This is a genomic window from Pseudomonas sp. Pse79 (assembly GCF_024519615.1).
Classification (GTDB): Bacteria; Pseudomonadota; Gammaproteobacteria; order Pseudomonadales; family Pseudomonadaceae; genus Aquipseudomonas; species Aquipseudomonas veronii.
Map to the genome: position 1 here is coordinate 85,657 of NZ_JALJRR010000007.1, position 15,909 is coordinate 101,565.

General features: G+C 64.5%; 14 protein-coding genes. 6 read left to right on the forward strand and 8 right to left on the reverse strand.

Going from position 1 to position 15,909, the window contains the following annotated elements; all coding sequences use genetic code 11:
• Positions 1–720: 720 nt before the first annotated feature.
• The 8 genes from cfaB to hflK (NR164_RS11310) form a co-directional block, all read right to left on the reverse strand.
• Complete coding sequence (gene cfaB / locus NR164_RS11275; RefSeq protein WP_026140407.1) at positions 721–1,905, reverse strand: C17 cyclopropane fatty acid synthase CfaB; 1,185 nt, start codon at positions 1,903–1,905, stop codon at positions 721–723.
• 87 nt (positions 1,906–1,992) lie between these two features.
• A complete protein-coding gene (locus tag NR164_RS11280; protein WP_017850055.1) occupies positions 1,993–2,781 on the reverse strand; it encodes a DNA-binding domain-containing protein in 789 nt (262 codons plus the stop codon).
• Complete coding sequence (locus tag NR164_RS11285; RefSeq protein ID WP_256822761.1) at positions 2,772–3,617, reverse strand: DUF692 domain-containing protein; 846 nt, start codon at positions 3,615–3,617, stop codon at positions 2,772–2,774. Before NR164_RS11285 ends, NR164_RS11280 begins: the two co-directional genes overlap by 10 nt.
• Positions 3,618–3,682: 65 nt before the next feature.
• Positions 3,683–3,934 carry a membrane protein gene (locus tag NR164_RS11290; RefSeq protein WP_017850057.1) on the reverse strand — a complete coding sequence of 84 codons (252 nt, stop codon included), beginning with the start codon at positions 3,932–3,934 and terminating at the stop codon, positions 3,683–3,685.
• A 115-nt stretch (positions 3,935–4,049) separates the two neighbouring features.
• Positions 4,050–5,936, reverse strand: coding sequence for a cation-translocating P-type ATPase (locus NR164_RS11295; protein WP_046381595.1), 1,887 nt, complete (start codon positions 5,934–5,936; stop codon positions 4,050–4,052).
• The gene (gene hflK, locus NR164_RS11300; RefSeq protein WP_017850059.1) at positions 5,933–6,967 is read right to left on the reverse strand and encodes a protease modulator HflK; all 1,035 of its coding nucleotides are present in this window, start codon (positions 6,965–6,967) and stop codon (positions 5,933–5,935) included. Before hflK (NR164_RS11300) ends, NR164_RS11295 begins: the two co-directional genes overlap by 4 nt.
• Complete coding sequence (gene hflC / locus NR164_RS11305) at positions 6,964–7,953, reverse strand: protease modulator HflC (RefSeq protein WP_017850060.1); 990 nt, start codon at positions 7,951–7,953, stop codon at positions 6,964–6,966. Before hflC ends, hflK (NR164_RS11300) begins: the two co-directional genes overlap by 4 nt.
• A 12-nt stretch (positions 7,954–7,965) precedes the next feature.
• Positions 7,966–9,891, reverse strand: coding sequence for a protease modulator HflK (gene hflK, locus NR164_RS11310; protein WP_102617670.1), 1,926 nt, complete (start codon positions 9,889–9,891; stop codon positions 7,966–7,968).
• Between the two features lie 318 nt (positions 9,892–10,209).
• Between hflK (NR164_RS11310) and NR164_RS11315 the strand changes: the two genes are divergently transcribed.
• Genes NR164_RS11315 through NR164_RS11340 form a run of 6 tightly spaced genes read left to right on the forward strand, consistent with a single transcriptional unit; the run spans position 10,210 to position 15,896 of the window.
• Positions 10,210–10,833, forward strand: a complete 624-nt coding sequence (locus NR164_RS11315; RefSeq protein WP_046381592.1) for a CDP-alcohol phosphatidyltransferase family protein — start codon at positions 10,210–10,212, stop codon at positions 10,831–10,833.
• 10 nt (positions 10,834–10,843) lie between these two features.
• Positions 10,844–12,598: a bifunctional alpha/beta hydrolase/class I SAM-dependent methyltransferase gene (locus NR164_RS11320; protein WP_046381591.1), complete on the forward strand. Its 1,755-nt coding sequence runs from the start codon at positions 10,844–10,846 to the stop codon at positions 12,596–12,598.
• Positions 12,599–12,600: 2 nt separating this feature from the next.
• Entirely contained in the window at positions 12,601–13,899 is a 1,299-nt protein-coding gene (locus NR164_RS11325; RefSeq protein WP_256822762.1) for a phosphatase PAP2/dual specificity phosphatase family protein, read from the forward strand.
• On the forward strand, positions 13,889–14,332 hold the full coding sequence (locus tag NR164_RS11330; protein ID WP_017850065.1) for a hypothetical protein: 444 nt from the start codon (positions 13,889–13,891) through the stop codon (positions 14,330–14,332). Before NR164_RS11325 ends, NR164_RS11330 begins: the two co-directional genes overlap by 11 nt.
• Positions 14,333–14,341: 9 nt before the next feature.
• Positions 14,342–14,962: a 1-acyl-sn-glycerol-3-phosphate acyltransferase gene (locus NR164_RS11335; RefSeq protein ID WP_017850066.1), complete on the forward strand. Its 621-nt coding sequence runs from the start codon at positions 14,342–14,344 to the stop codon at positions 14,960–14,962.
• Between the two features lies 1 nt (position 14,963).
• Positions 14,964–15,896 (forward strand): phosphatidate cytidylyltransferase, encoded by a 933-nt coding sequence (locus NR164_RS11340; protein WP_017850067.1) that lies wholly within the window; start codon positions 14,964–14,966, stop codon positions 15,894–15,896.
• Positions 15,897–15,909: the final 13 nt, after the last annotated feature.

Consider the following 15,909-nt stretch of genomic DNA (forward strand, 5'->3'; position numbering starts at 1 on the left):
GTGGGAGGGGGCTTGCCCCCGATAGCGGTGAATCAGTGCCCAATCCGCTAGCTGACACACCGCAATCGGGGGCAAGCCCCCTCCCACATTTGGATCTGCGGGGCTGTGGGAAAATGCTTCAGCGGTAGATATCTTCCCGCGTCCACGGCAGTTCATGGCTGCCATCGGCGTGGGGTTTTACCGCCAGTATGCGGATCGCACGGCGTGTTTCACCGCTGCACCAACAGACGCTGCGGTAAAAATGTGGGAGGGGGCTTGCCCCTCCCACATTTGGATCTGCAGGGCTGTGGGAAAATGCTTCAGCGGTAGATATCTTCCCGTGTCCACGGCAGTTCATGGCTGCCATCGGCGAAGGGTTTTACCGCCAGTATGCGGATCCCACGGCGTGTTTCACCGCTGCACCAACAGACGCTGCGGTAAAAAGTGGGAGGGGGCTTGCCCCTCCCACATTTGGATCTGCGGGGCTGTGGGAAAATGCTTCAGCGGTAGATCTTCCCGCGTCCACGGCAGTTCGTGGCTGCCATCGGCGAAGGGTTTTGCCGCCAGTATGCGGATCGCACGGGGTGTTTCACCGCTTCACCAACAGACGCTGCGGTAAAAATGTGGGAGGGGGCTTGCCCCCGATAGCGGTGAATCAGTGCCCAATCCGCTAGCTGACACACCGCAATCGGGGGCAAGCCCCCTCCCACACTTGGATCTGCAGGGCTGTGGGAAAATGCTTCAGCGGTAGATATCTTCCCGCGTCCACGGCAGTTCATGGCTGCCATCGGCGTGGGGTTTTACCGCCAGGATCTGGTGCAGGTTGATCCAGCCCCGCGCAAACGCGTAGGCGCAACCGGCCAGGTACAACCGCCAGATGCGCAACGCCTGCGCCGGCACCATCTTCGCCGCCGCTTCCAGGTTGTCTTCCAGGCGTTCGCTCCAGTGGTCCAGGGTGCGTGCGTAGTGCAGGCGCAGGCTTTCCACGTCGACCACTTCGAGCCCGGCTTCGCTGAGTTCGGCGGTCATCATCGCCAGGTGCGGCAGTTCGCCGTTGGGGAAAACGTAGCGCTCGATGAAATCCCCGGCGCCGCGGCCCACGGGGCGTCCGTCGGTGTGCTTGGCGGTGATGCCATGGTTCATCACCAGCCCGCCTTCGCGCACCGCGCCAAACAGGGTTTTGCAGTATTGCGCCAGGTTGGCGTGGCCGACGTGTTCGAACATGCCCACGCTCACCACTTTGTCGAAACGACCGTCCTGGGGCAGATCACGGTAATCGAGCAGTTGCAGGTCCACCTGATCGTCCAGGCCCTCGGCTTTCACGCGTGCCTTGGCCAGGGCCAGTTGCTCCTTGCTCAGGGTGATGCCGAACACCTTTACCCCGAACTCCCGCGCCGCATAGCGCGCCAGCCCGCCCCAACCACAGCCGACATCAAGCAAATACTCCCCCGGCTGCAAGCGCAACTTGCGGCACAGGTGGCGGAATTTGTCTTGTTGGGCCTGATCGATGGATTCGCTGCCGGTTTCGAAATAACCGCAGGAATACGCCATGTCCTGGTCGAGCCACAGCTGGTAGAACTCGTTGGACAGGTCGTAATGGTAGGAAATCGCCGCTGCGTCAGTGGCCTTGTCGTGGAACGAGCGCACCGGACGATTGCCCCCATCGTCATCGACCAGGGCGTGACTCAACTCGTCACACACCCGGATCACCTCGGAGATGGAGCCTTCCAGCTCCAGTTTGCCCTCGACGAAGGCTTCGCCCAATGAATCGAGCGTGGGATGGGAAAGCTTGGACACAATCGTGGGGTCCTTCACCACGATGGTCACACTGGGCTCAGGGCCCAAGTTGAATTCATGGCCGTCCCAGAGTCGAAGACGCAGCGGTAGCTGAAGATTCTGTAAGGCCGGTGGAAGTTGCGCGAGCATGAGTAGTCCCCCCTTGTTTCAGACGTCTGGAAAGAGGGTAGACCATCCGACGACCGGGTAGGAAGCTATCGATCTGATAACCTGCGCTTATGGAATCCGGCGTTCGAGCAAACCGTCCTGAACCCACTGTTTCAGCCATGAGACTGCTTGCAGGGGCGCACCCTCTCCATGACTGACCGCCAAGCGTTCGCACAGTTCTGAAAAACACCAGCCGGTGCTCACCATGCCCGCCAGGGCGCAGGTTTGCGCGGGTTCCAGGCTGCGGTAGCGGCATATCTGCTGATCGCGCCACACCAGGCAGACCTGCGGCGCGTCCAGAGGCTGGCCGGCGTGCAAGGCCGATTTAGCCTTGGCGGCACGCCAGGTTTCGACGGTATTGAAGCGGCAGAATATCTGCTGAACGGTCGGCGCCAGGGTGACCTGCAAGCCCGGCCAGTCGGGCGGCGGCAGTCGCGCCATGTCGTCCAGGGTCAGCGGCGTGCCCGGCGGCGCATCGAACGCCAGGGTAAACGCCCACTCCAGCCGTGCCAGCTCGGCCAACGGCGCGCTTTGTTCAGCCACCAGGTGCTCCTGGATAAACCCCGCAAACCGCTCGCCCAGCCAGCGCAGGCTGTAGTGGGCGGACGGATAGCGACGCACGTAGGCCTCAGTCAGCGAGGCGAATTCGTCATCGCCCAGCCAATACCAGAGGGCGCCGAAGTCCTGCCGTAATACGTCCTGCAAGCGCGACAGGTAGGCGTTGTGATAAATCGCCAGGCCGGTTTCCACATCCAGCGTAGGACCACCCAGCAAGGTGGCGGCAAAGCCAATGCCGGCCACGGGCGTTTCGGCTAATAAATGCTCTTCGAAGGCCCGTTGCCAATCTGTCAGGCGCATAGCGTTCTCCTGAGCAAGGCGCTCGCCCCCAGCGACCGGGCCTTGTCCAACTCGCTGAGCAAGTCTTCGAACGGCGGGAAATGGTCGTCGCGCTCGAGCAACGTCGAGACCGGGCCCAGGTGCTCCAGGGTCTGTTGATACAGCGCCCACACCGGATCACACACCGGGTGGTCATGGGTATCGACCACGTAATCGCCGTAGTCCACATGCCCCGCCAGATGCAGCTGGCGGATGCTCTGCGGCGGCAGGTTGTGAATGAACGTCCAGGCATCGAAGCCATGATTGCGCGAGCTGACGTACACATTGTTGACGTCCAGCAGCAACTGGCACCCGGTCAAGTGGGTCAGCGCGTTGAGGAATTCCCACTCGGTGAATTCATCCGCCTTGGCGCGCACATAGCTGGAGACGTTTTCCAGCACCAGCGGGCGCTGCAACACATCCTGTACCTGAAGCACGCGACTGGCCACGTGATACAAACTTTCTTCGGTGTACGGCAGGGGCAGCAAGTCATGCAATTGGTGCGCGCTGCCGCGGCTCCAGCACAGGTGATCGGAGATCCACGCCGGCTGGATGCGTGCGGCGAGTTGCTGGAGCTGCTTGAGGTAATCGGTATCGAGCGGATGGGGCCCGCCGATGGACAGGGACACGCCGTGCATCACCAGCGGGTAGCGCTCGGCGATCGCGTCCAGGTAGTACAAGGCTTTACCGCCCTGCACCAGGTAATTCTCGGAGATCACTTCGAACCAATCCACGGCCGGCGATTGTTCAAGGATCTGCTGGTAGTACTCACTGCGTAGACCCAGGCCGTAACCCAGGCTCGGAAGGGATGTAGACATCAGGCACTCCTGGGCAAAAGTGTCCGCAGCGGTGACGGCGACCGCTGCGGGGTACGCGGGGCCGATTACGCGCCGACTTTGCCACCGGCCGCGTCGCACGCAGCCTTGGTCATGGCCTTGAAGCCATGGCCCTTGCAGACCGCCTGGCCCTTGCAGGCGTTTTCAGCGGTCTTGCAGTCATTCATGCCTTTGCAGGAGGTTACGCCGTAGCAATGAACCGGAGCGTCGGCGGCCTGGACCTGGGTGGTGACACCGGCAAACAAGGCGGCGGCAGCGAAAGCCAGGGCAGCACCGGAAACGGCGTTTTTGATGGTCATGGGGTCATCCTCATAAATCGTGGTTAGGTCGGCTGAGCGGAATGCTCAGTCGCGACATAGCACTAGAGTGAGGTGCCCCCTTGCCGTTACAGCACCATCGAAAAAAACCTGGAATTTATTCCTCCAGCTTCGACAGCGGCTCCTGAAACCGCAGCAACCGCCCGGCATTGCCCAGCACCAGCAAGGTGCTGAGGTTGTGCAACACCGCCGCGATCATTGCGCCGGCGGCGCCCAACCAGCCAAACGCAGCGAACACCACGATCGCCAGCGTCCAGCCCAGGCCGATGATCACGTTGACCTGCAACGTCTGCCGGCACCGTCGGCTCAAGCGCACACAGGTGCCCAGGCGGCGCAAGTCGCTGCCAATCAACACCACATCCGCCGAGGCCAGCGCAATGTCCGCACCGCCCGCGCCCATGGCCACGCCGACCACGCCGGCCTTGAGCGCCAGGGAGTCGTTGATGCCGTCGCCCACCACCATCGGCCGGAAACCGCTGCTGATTTCGCCCAACACGCGGTTGAGCTTGTCTTCCGGCAACGCCTGGGCTTCGACATCGCTGATGCCCACGTCGAGGGCCAGGCTGTCGGCCACGCTTTGGCGGTCGCCGGTCAGCAGCAGTTGCCGCCCCAGGCCCAGGTCGCGCAGCTCTTGCAGGGCCTGGCGGGCTTCCGGTTTGACGCTGTCGGCCAGCAACAGCCAGGCGAGGAACGCACCGTTCAACGCCAGCCCGGCAATCGGGCCATCATGGTCGGGGACGCGGGTGGTAACGATGCCCAACTGCTCGAACAACTCCGGCCGGCCCAAGGCCGCTTCGCCCTGCGCGGTCTGGGCCACCACGCCGAGGCCTTGGCGTTCGCGGATGTCGGTGAGCACCAACAGCTGTTCCTGGCTCGCCAACCCGGCCAACGCGCGGCTGACCGGGTGGCTGCTGGCCGAACCGAGGCTGGCCGCCAGGTTCAACAACCCTTGGCGGTCCGGCGCGGTGGTTTGGATGGACTGCAGGCGCAGAGTGCCGAAGGTCAGGGTGCCAGTCTTGTCGACCACCAGCGAGGTCAGGTCCGCCAACTCTTCGAGGAACGCCGAGCTGCGGATCAGAATCCCATGCCGCGCCGCCACAGCGATCCCGGCAATCGCCGTGGCCGGGGCCGACAGCACCAGGGCGCATGGGCACGCTGCGACCAGCACCGCGAGCATCGCCTGGGCGTCATTGGTCACAAACCAGGTCACCGCCGCCAGCAACAGCACCAACACCATATAGCTGCCGGCGTAACGCTCCAGCAGCCGCGTGATCGGCGGCTTGGAACGTTCGGCGTTCTGCATCAGGGCGATGACCTTGCCCAGGGTCGACTCGTTGCCGGTACGCGTCACTTCCAGGCGCAACAACCCGTCGAGGTTGATCGCACCGCCGAACACTTGTACGCCGACACTGGCTTCCAGCGGCACCGACTCGCCGGTGATCGGCGCCGTGTCGAGGCTGGCCTGGCCGGACAGCACCACACCATCGGCAGGCACGCGGTCGCCGGCGCGCACTTCGACGATGTCGCCGCTGTTCAGCGTGCCGTTGTCGACTTCGCTGATACTGCCGTCCGCCTGCACCAGGCGTGCGTGGCTGCGGGTCAGTTTGCCGAGGGCGTGGATCGCTTCCTGGGAGCCGATCACGCTGCGCTCTTCGAGCACATGCCCGAAGATCATGATGATCGGCAGCAACGCGGCGGTCAGCAGATCGCCCGTGGCCCACGCGCCGAGCATCGCCAGGGCGATGAGCTGGTCGGTGATGCCATGCAGGCTGGGAAAACGCAGGCTGTACCAGGCCGAGCGCATCACCGGCACGGCCACCAGCAGCGAGGCCACGCCGAGCAGCAACTGGCTGACGCCGCTCTGGTCCGGCGCCAGCCAGCGCCACACCAGGCCCAGCACCAGCAAGCCGAGGGCGAGCATGGCCAGGGTCAATTGCCGGGCGGCGCTGCGCTGCTCGGCGGATGTCAGCATGGGTGCGCTCATTGTTCGGCTCCCTGAATGATCAAGCGGGAGTCGTCTTTGGGATCGACCGTGGTCACGGAACCGGCCTGGCCGAGAATCTTCGGCAAGCGCTCGCGGTACAGGCGCAACAGCAAGCCGGGGTCTTTGACCTGGGCCAGGCTGGCGACGGTGGCGGTTTGCGCCTGCGCGTTGGCCAGGCGTTCGCTGGCCTGGGCGTGGGCGACTTGCACCAGGCGGTCAGCCTGTTGGTTGGCGGTCTGGGTGAGCTTTTCCGCGTCGGTGCGCGCATTCGCCACCGCTTTGTCGGCTTGCTGGCTGGCAGTGAGCACCGCATTGAAGGCATTCACCGCCGGGCTCGGCAGGCTCGATTGCACATCGACGCGGGTGACTTCGATGCCCACCCCCAAGCCGCTGGCGGTCAACTCCGCCAGGCGCTTGTTGATGCCTTGCACCAGGTCGCCGCGCAGCCGTTCACGGCGCTCGGCGGCGCCGTTGTCGCTGCTGATCAATTCGGGGCGCGCCACCAGGATGGTGTCCAGATCCCGCGCCGCCGTCAGGGCCACGGCGCTGCGCGTCACCAGGCGATCCAGCGCCGGCAGCACGTGCTCGCCCTGCAGCACAAACGCATAAGGTTCGGTGACTTTGTAGAACACCCGCACATCCAGCTGCACCACGCCGGCATCGCCGGTCAGCAGGTAGCCGGACCCGGCCAGGGCATCGCTCAACGGCGTGGCGAAGCTGGCCACGCGGTCGGCCTGCACCGCGGCATCGGAACGCAGCAGGTTGCCGACCCGCCGCTCGATCACCCGGTCTGCCGCCGGCAACAGCACGACTTGCTCGAACGGCTGCGGCCACGCCAGCAACAGTCCGGCATTCTGAACCCGATCGAGTGCGCCGAAGTGCAGCACCACGGCGCGATTCTGCGGGTCGATCTGCCGCACATTGGAAAACGCCCAGGCCAGGGCGGCCAACACCGTCACCGCGTACAGCGCCATGAACGTCAGGCGCCCGGCCTGAATCCACGGGCTGTCCGGGCTGTCACGCTCGATCATGGCTGGACGTCCTTCGGCCCGTCCACCAGCGCGCGGAACGGCGCGGCGTCGGTGCGCAGGATGATCTTGGTGCCCGGGGTGACCACGGTGCCCAGGGTATCCAGGGAACGCAGCAGGTTGTACAGCTGGGGATTGCCGGCGTAGGCGCGACCATAGATCTGCGCCGCTTCGACCCGCGATTGCGCTTCGATGTCGGCGGCTTTCACCGTGGCATCGGCCTGCACGATGCGCGCATCGCGCTCGGCGGCGGAACGGATCTGCGCCGCCTCACGCTTGCCCACGGCGGTGCGTTCGGTGGCGATGGTTTCGCGCTCGGCGCGCATGCGGTCGACGGTGGCGGTGAGCGTCACCGACGGCAAGGTCAGCCGCTCGATGCCCACCTGCGCCACGCGCACGCCATAGGTGGTGAGCAATTGTTGATCGATCTGCTGGCGCAACTGCGCTTCGAAATCGCTGATGCGTACCTGGCTGGCGTCGGTATTGATCAGGCTGGACAGGTCGAAGCTGGCCGCCGTGGTTTCCAGCGCCGAACCGACAAACGTCCGAATCTGCCGCGCCGCTTCATCCGGCTGGTTCTGCACCGCGCGCATGAAGCGCTGCACATTGTCGGCATCGCCCTGCACCTGCCACGCCACATAAGCCTGCACGATGATGCGCAGACCATCGCGGGTGCCGACATCCTGCAAACCGCTGGAGGTGGTGCGCAGGCGCAGGTCCACCGGGATCGCCGCTTCGAACGGCGCCGGCCAGCGCCAGCCCAGGCCCGGTTCCAGCAGCACCCGCGACGGGTTGCCGAAACGGGTAATCACCGTGGCTTCGCCGGAGCGCACTTGCACCAGGCTGGCGGCCGCTACCGCAAACAACACCAGCAACACAGCCCAGGCCATGCGCCGCCAAGGGAATGGGCCGGCGGGCTGTTCGTCACCATGGTGGTGATGATGGTGGCCGTGGTGGTGGTGACCATGATCGTGAGAATGAGCGCTCAACAGACAGACTCCTTATTGAACGGCTTTACGCGGCACCGAAGGATCGGCCGGCAAGGTAAAAGAACGCAGATCGATCGTCGGCGCACTGTCGGCGCCCAGGCGATGATCCAGAATCAACAGCTTGGCGTGAGCCAGGCCCTGGGTCAGCTGGCCGAGGTACTGCTCCAGCACGAAGGCTTTGCCCGCGCTGGCGTAGGCTTTTTGTTCGGCGGCAAAACGCAGGTCCGCCGCCCGGGCCCCGGCATTGACCTCGTGCGCGGTGGCCTGGGCCTGGTCGCGGACGGTGCTGGCTTGCAGCAGGGCCTGGTTGGTTTGTTCGCTGGCGGCGCCGCGTTCGCGGGAGATCAGCGCCTGGGCGCCGATCTGCGCCGCTTGCACGCCGTGGTAGGCGTTGGCGGCACCGGACGGCGGGTGGATGGCTTCGACCACCGTGGCGAGAATCTCCACGCCGCTGTCGAGTGTATGCAGGTCCGCTTGCACGGCGCGGCCGATCTCGTCGGCCAGGCCGGTGCGTTGTTCGCCGAGCAACTCGTCGAGGGTACGCGAGGCAAAGTCATGCACGAGGATGCGGCTGGCGGTGCTGCGGATCAGGGTCGGCACATCCGCGCTGTTATAGGTGGCGGCCAGTGCGGCCTGGTCGGTCAGGCCGATACGGTAGACGAAGCGCACATCCATATTGACGATCTGGAAGCTCTGCTTGTCGCCACGGCTGCTGGCGATCACCTGGGACTTGTCGTTCACATGGCTGGCGTCCCACAACCGGTTGGCGATCAGCGGCGCCGGGCCTTCGGCCGCCGCGAGTTCCGGGCTGGCGGCTTCGCTGACGCTGGTCGCCAGCTCATGCACCACGCCGTTTTCCACGTTCAGCACGCGGCCCAGCGGCCACGGCAACCCGGCATGCAGGCCAGGGCCGAAGACTTGCACCGGTTTGCCAAAGCGCTCATAAATCCCACGGCCCTGCAGGGGCACTTCATGCACCCCCGTCAGCGCCCAGCCGACGGCCAGTACCACCAGCAGCACCGGCAGGAATGCCCGACGCATGTAGGTAAACGCCCAGATCTGGCGCAGGTCGATGCCGAAGCGGTTGTGCAATTCGTGCTGCAAGGCCTGCAGCGGTTGCGGCGGCCAGCGCAGCAGCCCGGCGACAAAACTCTGCGCCATCAGGCGTGGTTCGAGGCGCGGTTGGCGCGGGCTGAACAGTGACAGCGCGGCCCGTAACAGAAACTCCAGCGCGACCAGCGCTGGCAACAGCCCGACCAGTGTCGCCAGGCGCAGCGGCCACACCGACCCGGCACTGGCAAACAGCAGGCAAATCGCGCTGATCACCAGGCACGCTATCGCCACCCGGCTCAGTTGCGCCAACTGCGCGGCTTCCGGCCATTGCGCGGCGGTTTCCTGGGCCAGGCGCCGCTCGAACACCAGCAGGCCAAAGGCCAATGCCAAGGCCAGCGCAGCGCCGATACTTGCGCCTTGGCCGACCGCTGCCGCGGGCAAGCCCAGGTTCCAGAACTCGACAATGCTGACCAGCGCGAACAACGACCAACCGCCGAGCCACAACACCGGCGCGCCGATCTGCGCCAGCAACCCTCTGCCGAAACGCCCTACCAGGCGCGCCTGCCAGCCAGCGGGTTCACTCTCTGCTTCGAGTAACTCAGGTGCCGACGCTTCCAGCGCCTGGGCACGCCAATCGGCCACCCACCACGCCGACTGCAACCCCGCCACCAGCACCAGCAACGCAGACGCACAATTGATCAACACCACCGGCCAGATCGACAACGGGGCGAACAGCGCGACGAACAACGCCAGCACCCAGCCGCTGATAGCCACCGCAGTCAGGCTGATACCGGCCTGCCTCAATCGACGGGCATGGAACAGCCCTTGCTGAAAACGCGGCAGTCCTTCAACCGAAGCGCCGTCAGCTTCTAGATCCACTTGCATCCACTCATGCCCGTTCACACATAATTCGTTACGATATAACACATGGCGTGAAATTTTTGTTCGTTAAACACCGTATTCACCTGCAACACAGACCCACTGTGGGAGCGGGCTTGCTCCGATGGCGGTGGGTCAGGTGATACATGGGTTGGCGGGGCCGCCGCCATCGCGGGCAAGCCCCCTCCCACATTTGTTCTGCATCGCGCTCCGGAACGTGACTACCCCCCCATAAACACGTGCCATCACTGGTGCAGGCCACGATTAATCGGCACACTTCAGGCCAGTTTTTCGCGGGCTTACGGACAAGGAAACGTCACTCCCATGATTTCGATCTATCAGCTCAAACCGCGTTTTCAAAACCTGCTGCGCCCCCTCGTGCAGCGCCTCTACGACAACGGTACCACCGCCAACCAGATCACCGTGCTGGCCGGGGTCATCTCCCTGCTGGTCGGCCTGCTGATCGCCGGCTTCGCCCAACACCTCTGGCTGTTCGCGCTGATCCCGCTGTGGATGATCCTGCGCATGGCCCTCAATGCCATCGACGGCATGCTCGCCCGCGAATTCGGCCAGCAGTCGCGCCTGGGCGCCTACCTCAATGAACTGTGCGACGTGATCGCCGACAGCGCGCTGATCCTGCCCTTTGCGTTGATCCCCGGCGTCAGTCTGGCGCCGGTGCTGCTGGTGACCTTGCTGGCAGTGTTCAGCGAATACGCCGGGGTGCTCGGGCCGATGGTGGGCGCGTCGCGGCGCTACGACGGGCCGATGGGCAAGAGTGATCGGGCCTTCGTCCTCGGCGTGCTGGCCAGCGGCGTGGCGCTGGGCTGGCTCGGTGCCGGCTGGGTCGACACGGTGATGTGGCTGGTCGCCGCCCTGCTCGCCTACACCGTGGTCAACCGAGTGCGCCAGGGCCTCAAAGAAGAACAACACATTTCCCCTTCTGCATAAGGATTTTGCGATGCGCGAACAGCGAGAACACACCTTCAGTACCCATGATGGCGTCGAGCTTTTCTACCGGCACTGGCCCGCCACCGCCCCGGCAGGCGGCGAGCCGCGCAAGGCGATCCTGCTGTTCCATCGCGGCCATGAGCATTCGGGGCGCATTGCCCATCTGGTCGATGAACTGAACCTGCCCCATTTCGACTTCTTCGCCTGGGACGCCCGTGGCCACGGCCAATCCCCCGGCGAGCGCGGCGACAGCCCCAGCTTCGCCACCAGCGCCCGCGACGTGCAGACGTTCTGCGAGCATATCGGCGCCACTTACGGCGTCGAGGCAGAAAATCTTGCAGTCATCGCCCAAAGCGTCGGCGCGGTGATCGCAGCCACCTGGGTCCACGACTATGCACCGAAAATCCGCGCCCTGGTGCTCGCCTCCCCGGCGTTCAAAGTCAAACTGTACGTGCCCTTCGCCCGGCCGGGCCTGGCGCTGATGCGCAGGTTTCGCGGCAACTTTTTCGTCAACAGTTACGTCAAGGCCAAGTTCCTCAGCCACGACCCGGAGCGCGTCGCGTCCTACGACAGCGACCCGCTGATCACCAAGGCGATTTCGGTGAATGTGCTGCTCGGGCTGTATGAAGCGGCCGACCGGGTTGTCGCCGATGCCCAGGCGATCCAGGTGCCGACCCAACTGCTGATCTCCGGCTCCGACTTCGTGGTCCACCGCAAACCCCAACAACAGTTCTTCGACCGCCTCGGCAGCCTGAAAAAAGAGCTGCATATCCTCCCCGGCTTCTTCCACGACACCCTCGGCGAGCGCGACCGTGCGGTGGCCGTGAGCAGCGCCCGGCGTTTTATCCTGCAGAACTTCGCGCACCCGCTGGACCGCGCCTCGCTGCTCGATGCCGACAAACTGGGCGCCACCTGTGCCGAATCCGAAGCCCTCGCCGCGCCGCTGCCGCGCAATTCCCTGCGCGACCTGTACTGGCGCCTGACCCGCGCCAGCATGGGCCTGGGCAAGAACCTGTCGGACGGCGTCAAGCTGGGCTTCGACACCGGTTTCGACTCCGGCAGCACCCTGGACTACGTGTACCGCAACACGCCCACCGGCAAAGGCGCGCTGGGGCGGATGATCGACACCAATTACCTCAACTCCATCGGCTGGCGCGGCATTCGCCAGCGCAAGCTGAACGTCGAAGAGCTGCTGCGCCTGGCCATGGCCACGCTGCGCACCGATGATCGCGAAGTGCGTATCGTCGATATCGCCGCCGGCCACGGTCGTTACATTCTCGAAGCTTTGCAGGGCGTTTCGCCGCTGCCGGAATCGATCCTGCTGCGCGACTACAGCGACATCAACGTGCGCGACGGTGGTGCGTTGATCCGCGAGAAAGGCCTGGGCGAGATTGCGCAGTTCATCAAAGCCGATGCGTTCGACCGCGCGGACCTGGCAGCGCTGGCGCCCAAGCCGACGCTGGCGGTGGTCTCCGGGTTATATGAACTGTTTGCCGACAACGCCATGGTCGGCGGTTCGCTGGCGGGCCTGGCCGAAGCCGTGGAGCCCGGCGGTTACCTGGTCTACACCGGCCAGCCGTGGCACCCGCAGCTGGAACTGATCGCCCGCGCATTGACCAGCCATCGCCAGGGCCAGGCCTGGGTGATGCGCCGGCGCAGTCAGGCGGAAATGGATCAACTGGTGCAAGCCGCCGGTTTCCGCAAGATCACCCAGCGGGTGGATGAGTGGGGCATCTTTACCGTATCCCTGGCACAGAAGATCTGAACATGCGCGAACCCGGCCTGTTAAAGCCCGCGTTCCTGTGGCTGTTGCTGTTGGCCCCGCTGTTTTTCAGCACCTACGGCTTTGCCACATGGGTCACCAGTCAGCGCAGCGACGTCGGCACACTGGTGTTCGATTGGGAAACCCACATGCCGTTCTGGGCCTGGAGCATCGTGCCCTACTGGACCATCGACCTGCTCTACGGTTTCTCCCTGCTGCTGCCCAACAGCCGCCACGAACTGAAGCAACATGCGCTGCGCCTGCTGAGTGCGCAGCTCATCGCCGTGAGTTGCTTCCTGATCTGGCCGCTGCGCTTCACCTTCGAACGGCCGGAGCTGGATGGCGTGTTCGGCTGGCTGTTTGCCGTGCTGGCCGGTTTCGATAAACCGTTCAACCAGGCGCCGTCGCTGCATATCGCGCTGCTGGTGATCCTGTGGATCATGTACCAACGCCACACCCAGGGCGCCTGGCGCTGGCTGGTGCATGGCTGGTTCGGGTTGATCGGGGTTTCAGTGCTGACCACTTATCAACACCACTTTATCGACTTACCCACAGGTGCCCTGGCGGGTTGGCTGTGCGTGTGGCTGTGGCCGCTGGAACATCCGAGCCCGCTGCTGAATGCGCGGCTGACCCGTGATTCCACGCGCTGGCGCCTGGGGTTGCGCTACGGCCTGGGCGCGCTGGGGCTGTTCATCCTCGCGCTGACTTACGGCGGGTGGTGGCTATGGCTGCTGTGGCCGGCGCTGTCCCTGGGGCTGATCATGGCGAATTACGTCGTCCTCGGCGCGCCAGGTTTCCAGAAGCGTGCCGACGGTCGACTGACCCCTGCGGCGCGCTGGCTGTATGCGCCGTATCTGGCGGCGGCGTGGCTCAATTCACGGCTGTGGACGCGCACGCATCCACAGCCCGACCTGATTGTGGATAACGTCTCGCTCGGTCGGCTTCCTACCGTGCGCGAGCAAGGTTCATTCAAGGCCATCGTCGATCTGTGCGCGGAATTGCCGATTAATCCACAGGGCCGTGCCTATCAAAGCGTCCCCGTCCTCGACCTGATCGCGCCGACCCCCGCCGAATGCCTGCAAGCCGCGCAAGCCATCGAACGCCTGCGCGCCAGCGGCCCGGTGCTGGTGTGCTGCGCCCTTGGCTATTCGCGCAGCGCCACCGCTGTGGCGGCCTGGCTGCTGCACAGCGGGCGCGCCGCCACGGTGGATCAGGCACTGGCTATTATTCGTACAGCGCGGACCCAGGTGGTCCTGCATCCCGCTCATCGCCATGCTTTGGAGGCCTTGCCCCATGCCTGCTGATATGGAACTCCAGGTCGTCGCCAGCCTGCTGCGCCGCGGCCGCTCACTGGATCAGTTATCCACAGGCCTGACGCTGCTGGGCGTATTGTTCGGCCTGGCGCAACTGCTGATGGCCAGCATCGCGCCGATCTGCCTGCTGCTCAGCCTGTGGATGATTATCCTCGGCCTGCTGCAGAAGTACTGGGCGCTGCGCGTGGCCTTCGATGCCGACCTGTTCGCCCTGCTCGCCCGTAACACCGAACGCACCCCGGACCTCGACCAGGCCCTGCAAACCCTCGGCCTGCAGTCGCCCAAACGCGCCGGCCGACCCTGGACCGAACGCCGTCGCGGCGCCCTCAAACTGCTGCGCAAGCAAGCCTGGCTGCTGGGCGCGCAAGTGCTGTTGACCCTGGGCGTGATTCTCGCCAGCCCTTGGCTACCTTTCGCCGGATAAGGAATTCCCATGTTCGAACCCGTGGTCGCCACCCTGATTACCTCGATGGCCCGCACCGTCACCGGCGCCCGCAGCCTGTGGCTGGGCTGCGCGCCGGTGCCGGTGCAACGCATCTACTTCGCCAACCACAGCAGCCACGGCGACTTCGTGTTGCTGTGGGCATCGCTGCCGCAGAACCTGCGCAAATTCACGCGCCCGGTGGCCGGCAGCGACTACTGGAACAACAGTGCGCTGCGCCGCTACATCATCCACCGCGTGTTCAACGGCGTGTTGATCGACCGCGAGCGCAAAGACCCTGTGGATAACCCCTTGCAGCCCATGCTCGCCGCACTGGAAGGCGGCGACTCGCTGATCATCTTTCCCGAAGGCACGCGCAATCTGGAAGACGGCTTGCTGCCGTTTAAAAGCGGCCTGTATCACCTGGCAAAAAGTTACCCACAGGCCGAATTGATCCCCGTGTGGATTGCCAACCTCAACCGCGTCATGCCCAAGGGCCGCGTCCTGCCGCTGCCTCTGCTGTGTACCACCAGCTTCGGCGCGCCACTGCAATTGGAAGAAGGCGAAGACAAAGCCGCCTTCCTAGCCCGCACCCGCGACGCCCTGCTCGCCCTCGCCCCGGAGCATTCCTGAGATGGATAGCCAAACCCTGATGCTGTTCGGCGGGATCGGCGCGATCCTGGTACTCGCCTCGCTGATCGGCCTGATCCTCAAGCTGCGCACCCGTGGCACGCCGAATGCGGTGATCGACAACCTCAACGCCCGCATCAACGCCTGGTGGGTGATGGTGGTGATGATCGGCATCGCCTTCTGGCTCGGCACCGGCGCGGTGATCGTGCTGTTCTATGCCGTGTCGTTCTATGCCCTGCGTGAATTTCTCACCCTCACCCCGACCCGGCGCAGCGACTACCCGGCGCTGGTGGCCGCGTTCTACCTGGCGCTGCCGCTGCAATACCTGCTGATCTATGCCGACTGGTACGGGCTGTTCTCGATCTTCATCCCGGTGTACGTGTTCCTGCTGCTGCCGATCCTCGCCTCCCTCGGCGGCGACAGCACACACTTCCTGGAGCGCGCCTCGAAGGTGCAATGGGGCTTGATGATCGCAGTGTTCTGCGTGTCCTTCGTGCCCGCCCTGCTCACCCTCGACATCCCCGGCTATGAAGGCCGCAACCTGCTGCTGATCGCCTACCTGGTGATCGTGGTGCAACTGTCGGACGTGTTGCAGTACGTGTGCGGCAAGCTGTTCGGCAAACACAAGATCGCGCCCAACCTGTCGCCGTCGAAAACCGTCGAAGGCTTTGTCGGCGGCATCCTGCTCTCCTCGCTGATCGGCGCGGCGCTGTGGTGGACCACGCCGTTCAACCCGTGGCAGTCGTTTCTGATTGCGCTGCTGATCAACTTGCTGGGGTTTGCCGGCGGCATTGTGATGTCGGCGATCAAACGCGACCGTGGCGTGAAGGACTGGGGGCATATGATCGAGGGGCACGGCGGAATGCTCGATCGGCTGGATTCGGTGTGCTTTGCGGCGCCGATTTTCTTCCACCTTGTGCGCTACTGGTGGACCTGACCGACACCGCCCT

Excerpts from the sequence above, each read along its gene's own strand:
- cfaB (WP_026140407.1), bottom strand. The coding sequence starts at position 1,905 with ATGCTCGCGCAACTTCCACCGGCCTTACAGAATCTTCAGCTACCGCTG.
- NR164_RS11280 (WP_017850055.1), bottom strand. The coding sequence starts at position 2,781 with ATGCGCCTGACAGATTGGCAACGGGCCTTCGAAGAGCATTTATTAGCC.
- NR164_RS11285 (WP_256822761.1), bottom strand. The coding sequence starts at position 3,617 with ATGTCTACATCCCTTCCGAGCCTGGGTTACGGCCTGGGTCTACGCAGT.
- NR164_RS11290 (WP_017850057.1), bottom strand. The coding sequence starts at position 3,934 with ATGACCATCAAAAACGCCGTTTCCGGTGCTGCCCTGGCTTTCGCTGCC.
- NR164_RS11295 (WP_046381595.1), bottom strand. The coding sequence starts at position 5,936 with ATGAGCGCACCCATGCTGACATCCGCCGAGCAGCGCAGCGCCGCCCGG.
- hflK (WP_017850059.1), bottom strand. The coding sequence starts at position 6,967 with ATGATCGAGCGTGACAGCCCGGACAGCCCGTGGATTCAGGCCGGGCGC.
- hflK (WP_102617670.1), bottom strand. The coding sequence starts at position 9,891 with ATGCAAGTGGATCTAGAAGCTGACGGCGCTTCGGTTGAAGGACTGCCG.
- NR164_RS11315 (WP_046381592.1), top strand. The coding sequence starts at position 10,210 with ATGATTTCGATCTATCAGCTCAAACCGCGTTTTCAAAACCTGCTGCGC.
- NR164_RS11320 (WP_046381591.1), top strand. The coding sequence starts at position 10,844 with ATGCGCGAACAGCGAGAACACACCTTCAGTACCCATGATGGCGTCGAG.
- NR164_RS11325 (WP_256822762.1), top strand. The coding sequence starts at position 12,601 with ATGCGCGAACCCGGCCTGTTAAAGCCCGCGTTCCTGTGGCTGTTGCTG.
- NR164_RS11330 (WP_017850065.1), top strand. The coding sequence starts at position 13,889 with ATGCCTGCTGATATGGAACTCCAGGTCGTCGCCAGCCTGCTGCGCCGC.
- NR164_RS11335 (WP_017850066.1), top strand. The coding sequence starts at position 14,342 with ATGTTCGAACCCGTGGTCGCCACCCTGATTACCTCGATGGCCCGCACC.
- NR164_RS11340 (WP_017850067.1), top strand. The coding sequence starts at position 14,964 with ATGGATAGCCAAACCCTGATGCTGTTCGGCGGGATCGGCGCGATCCTG.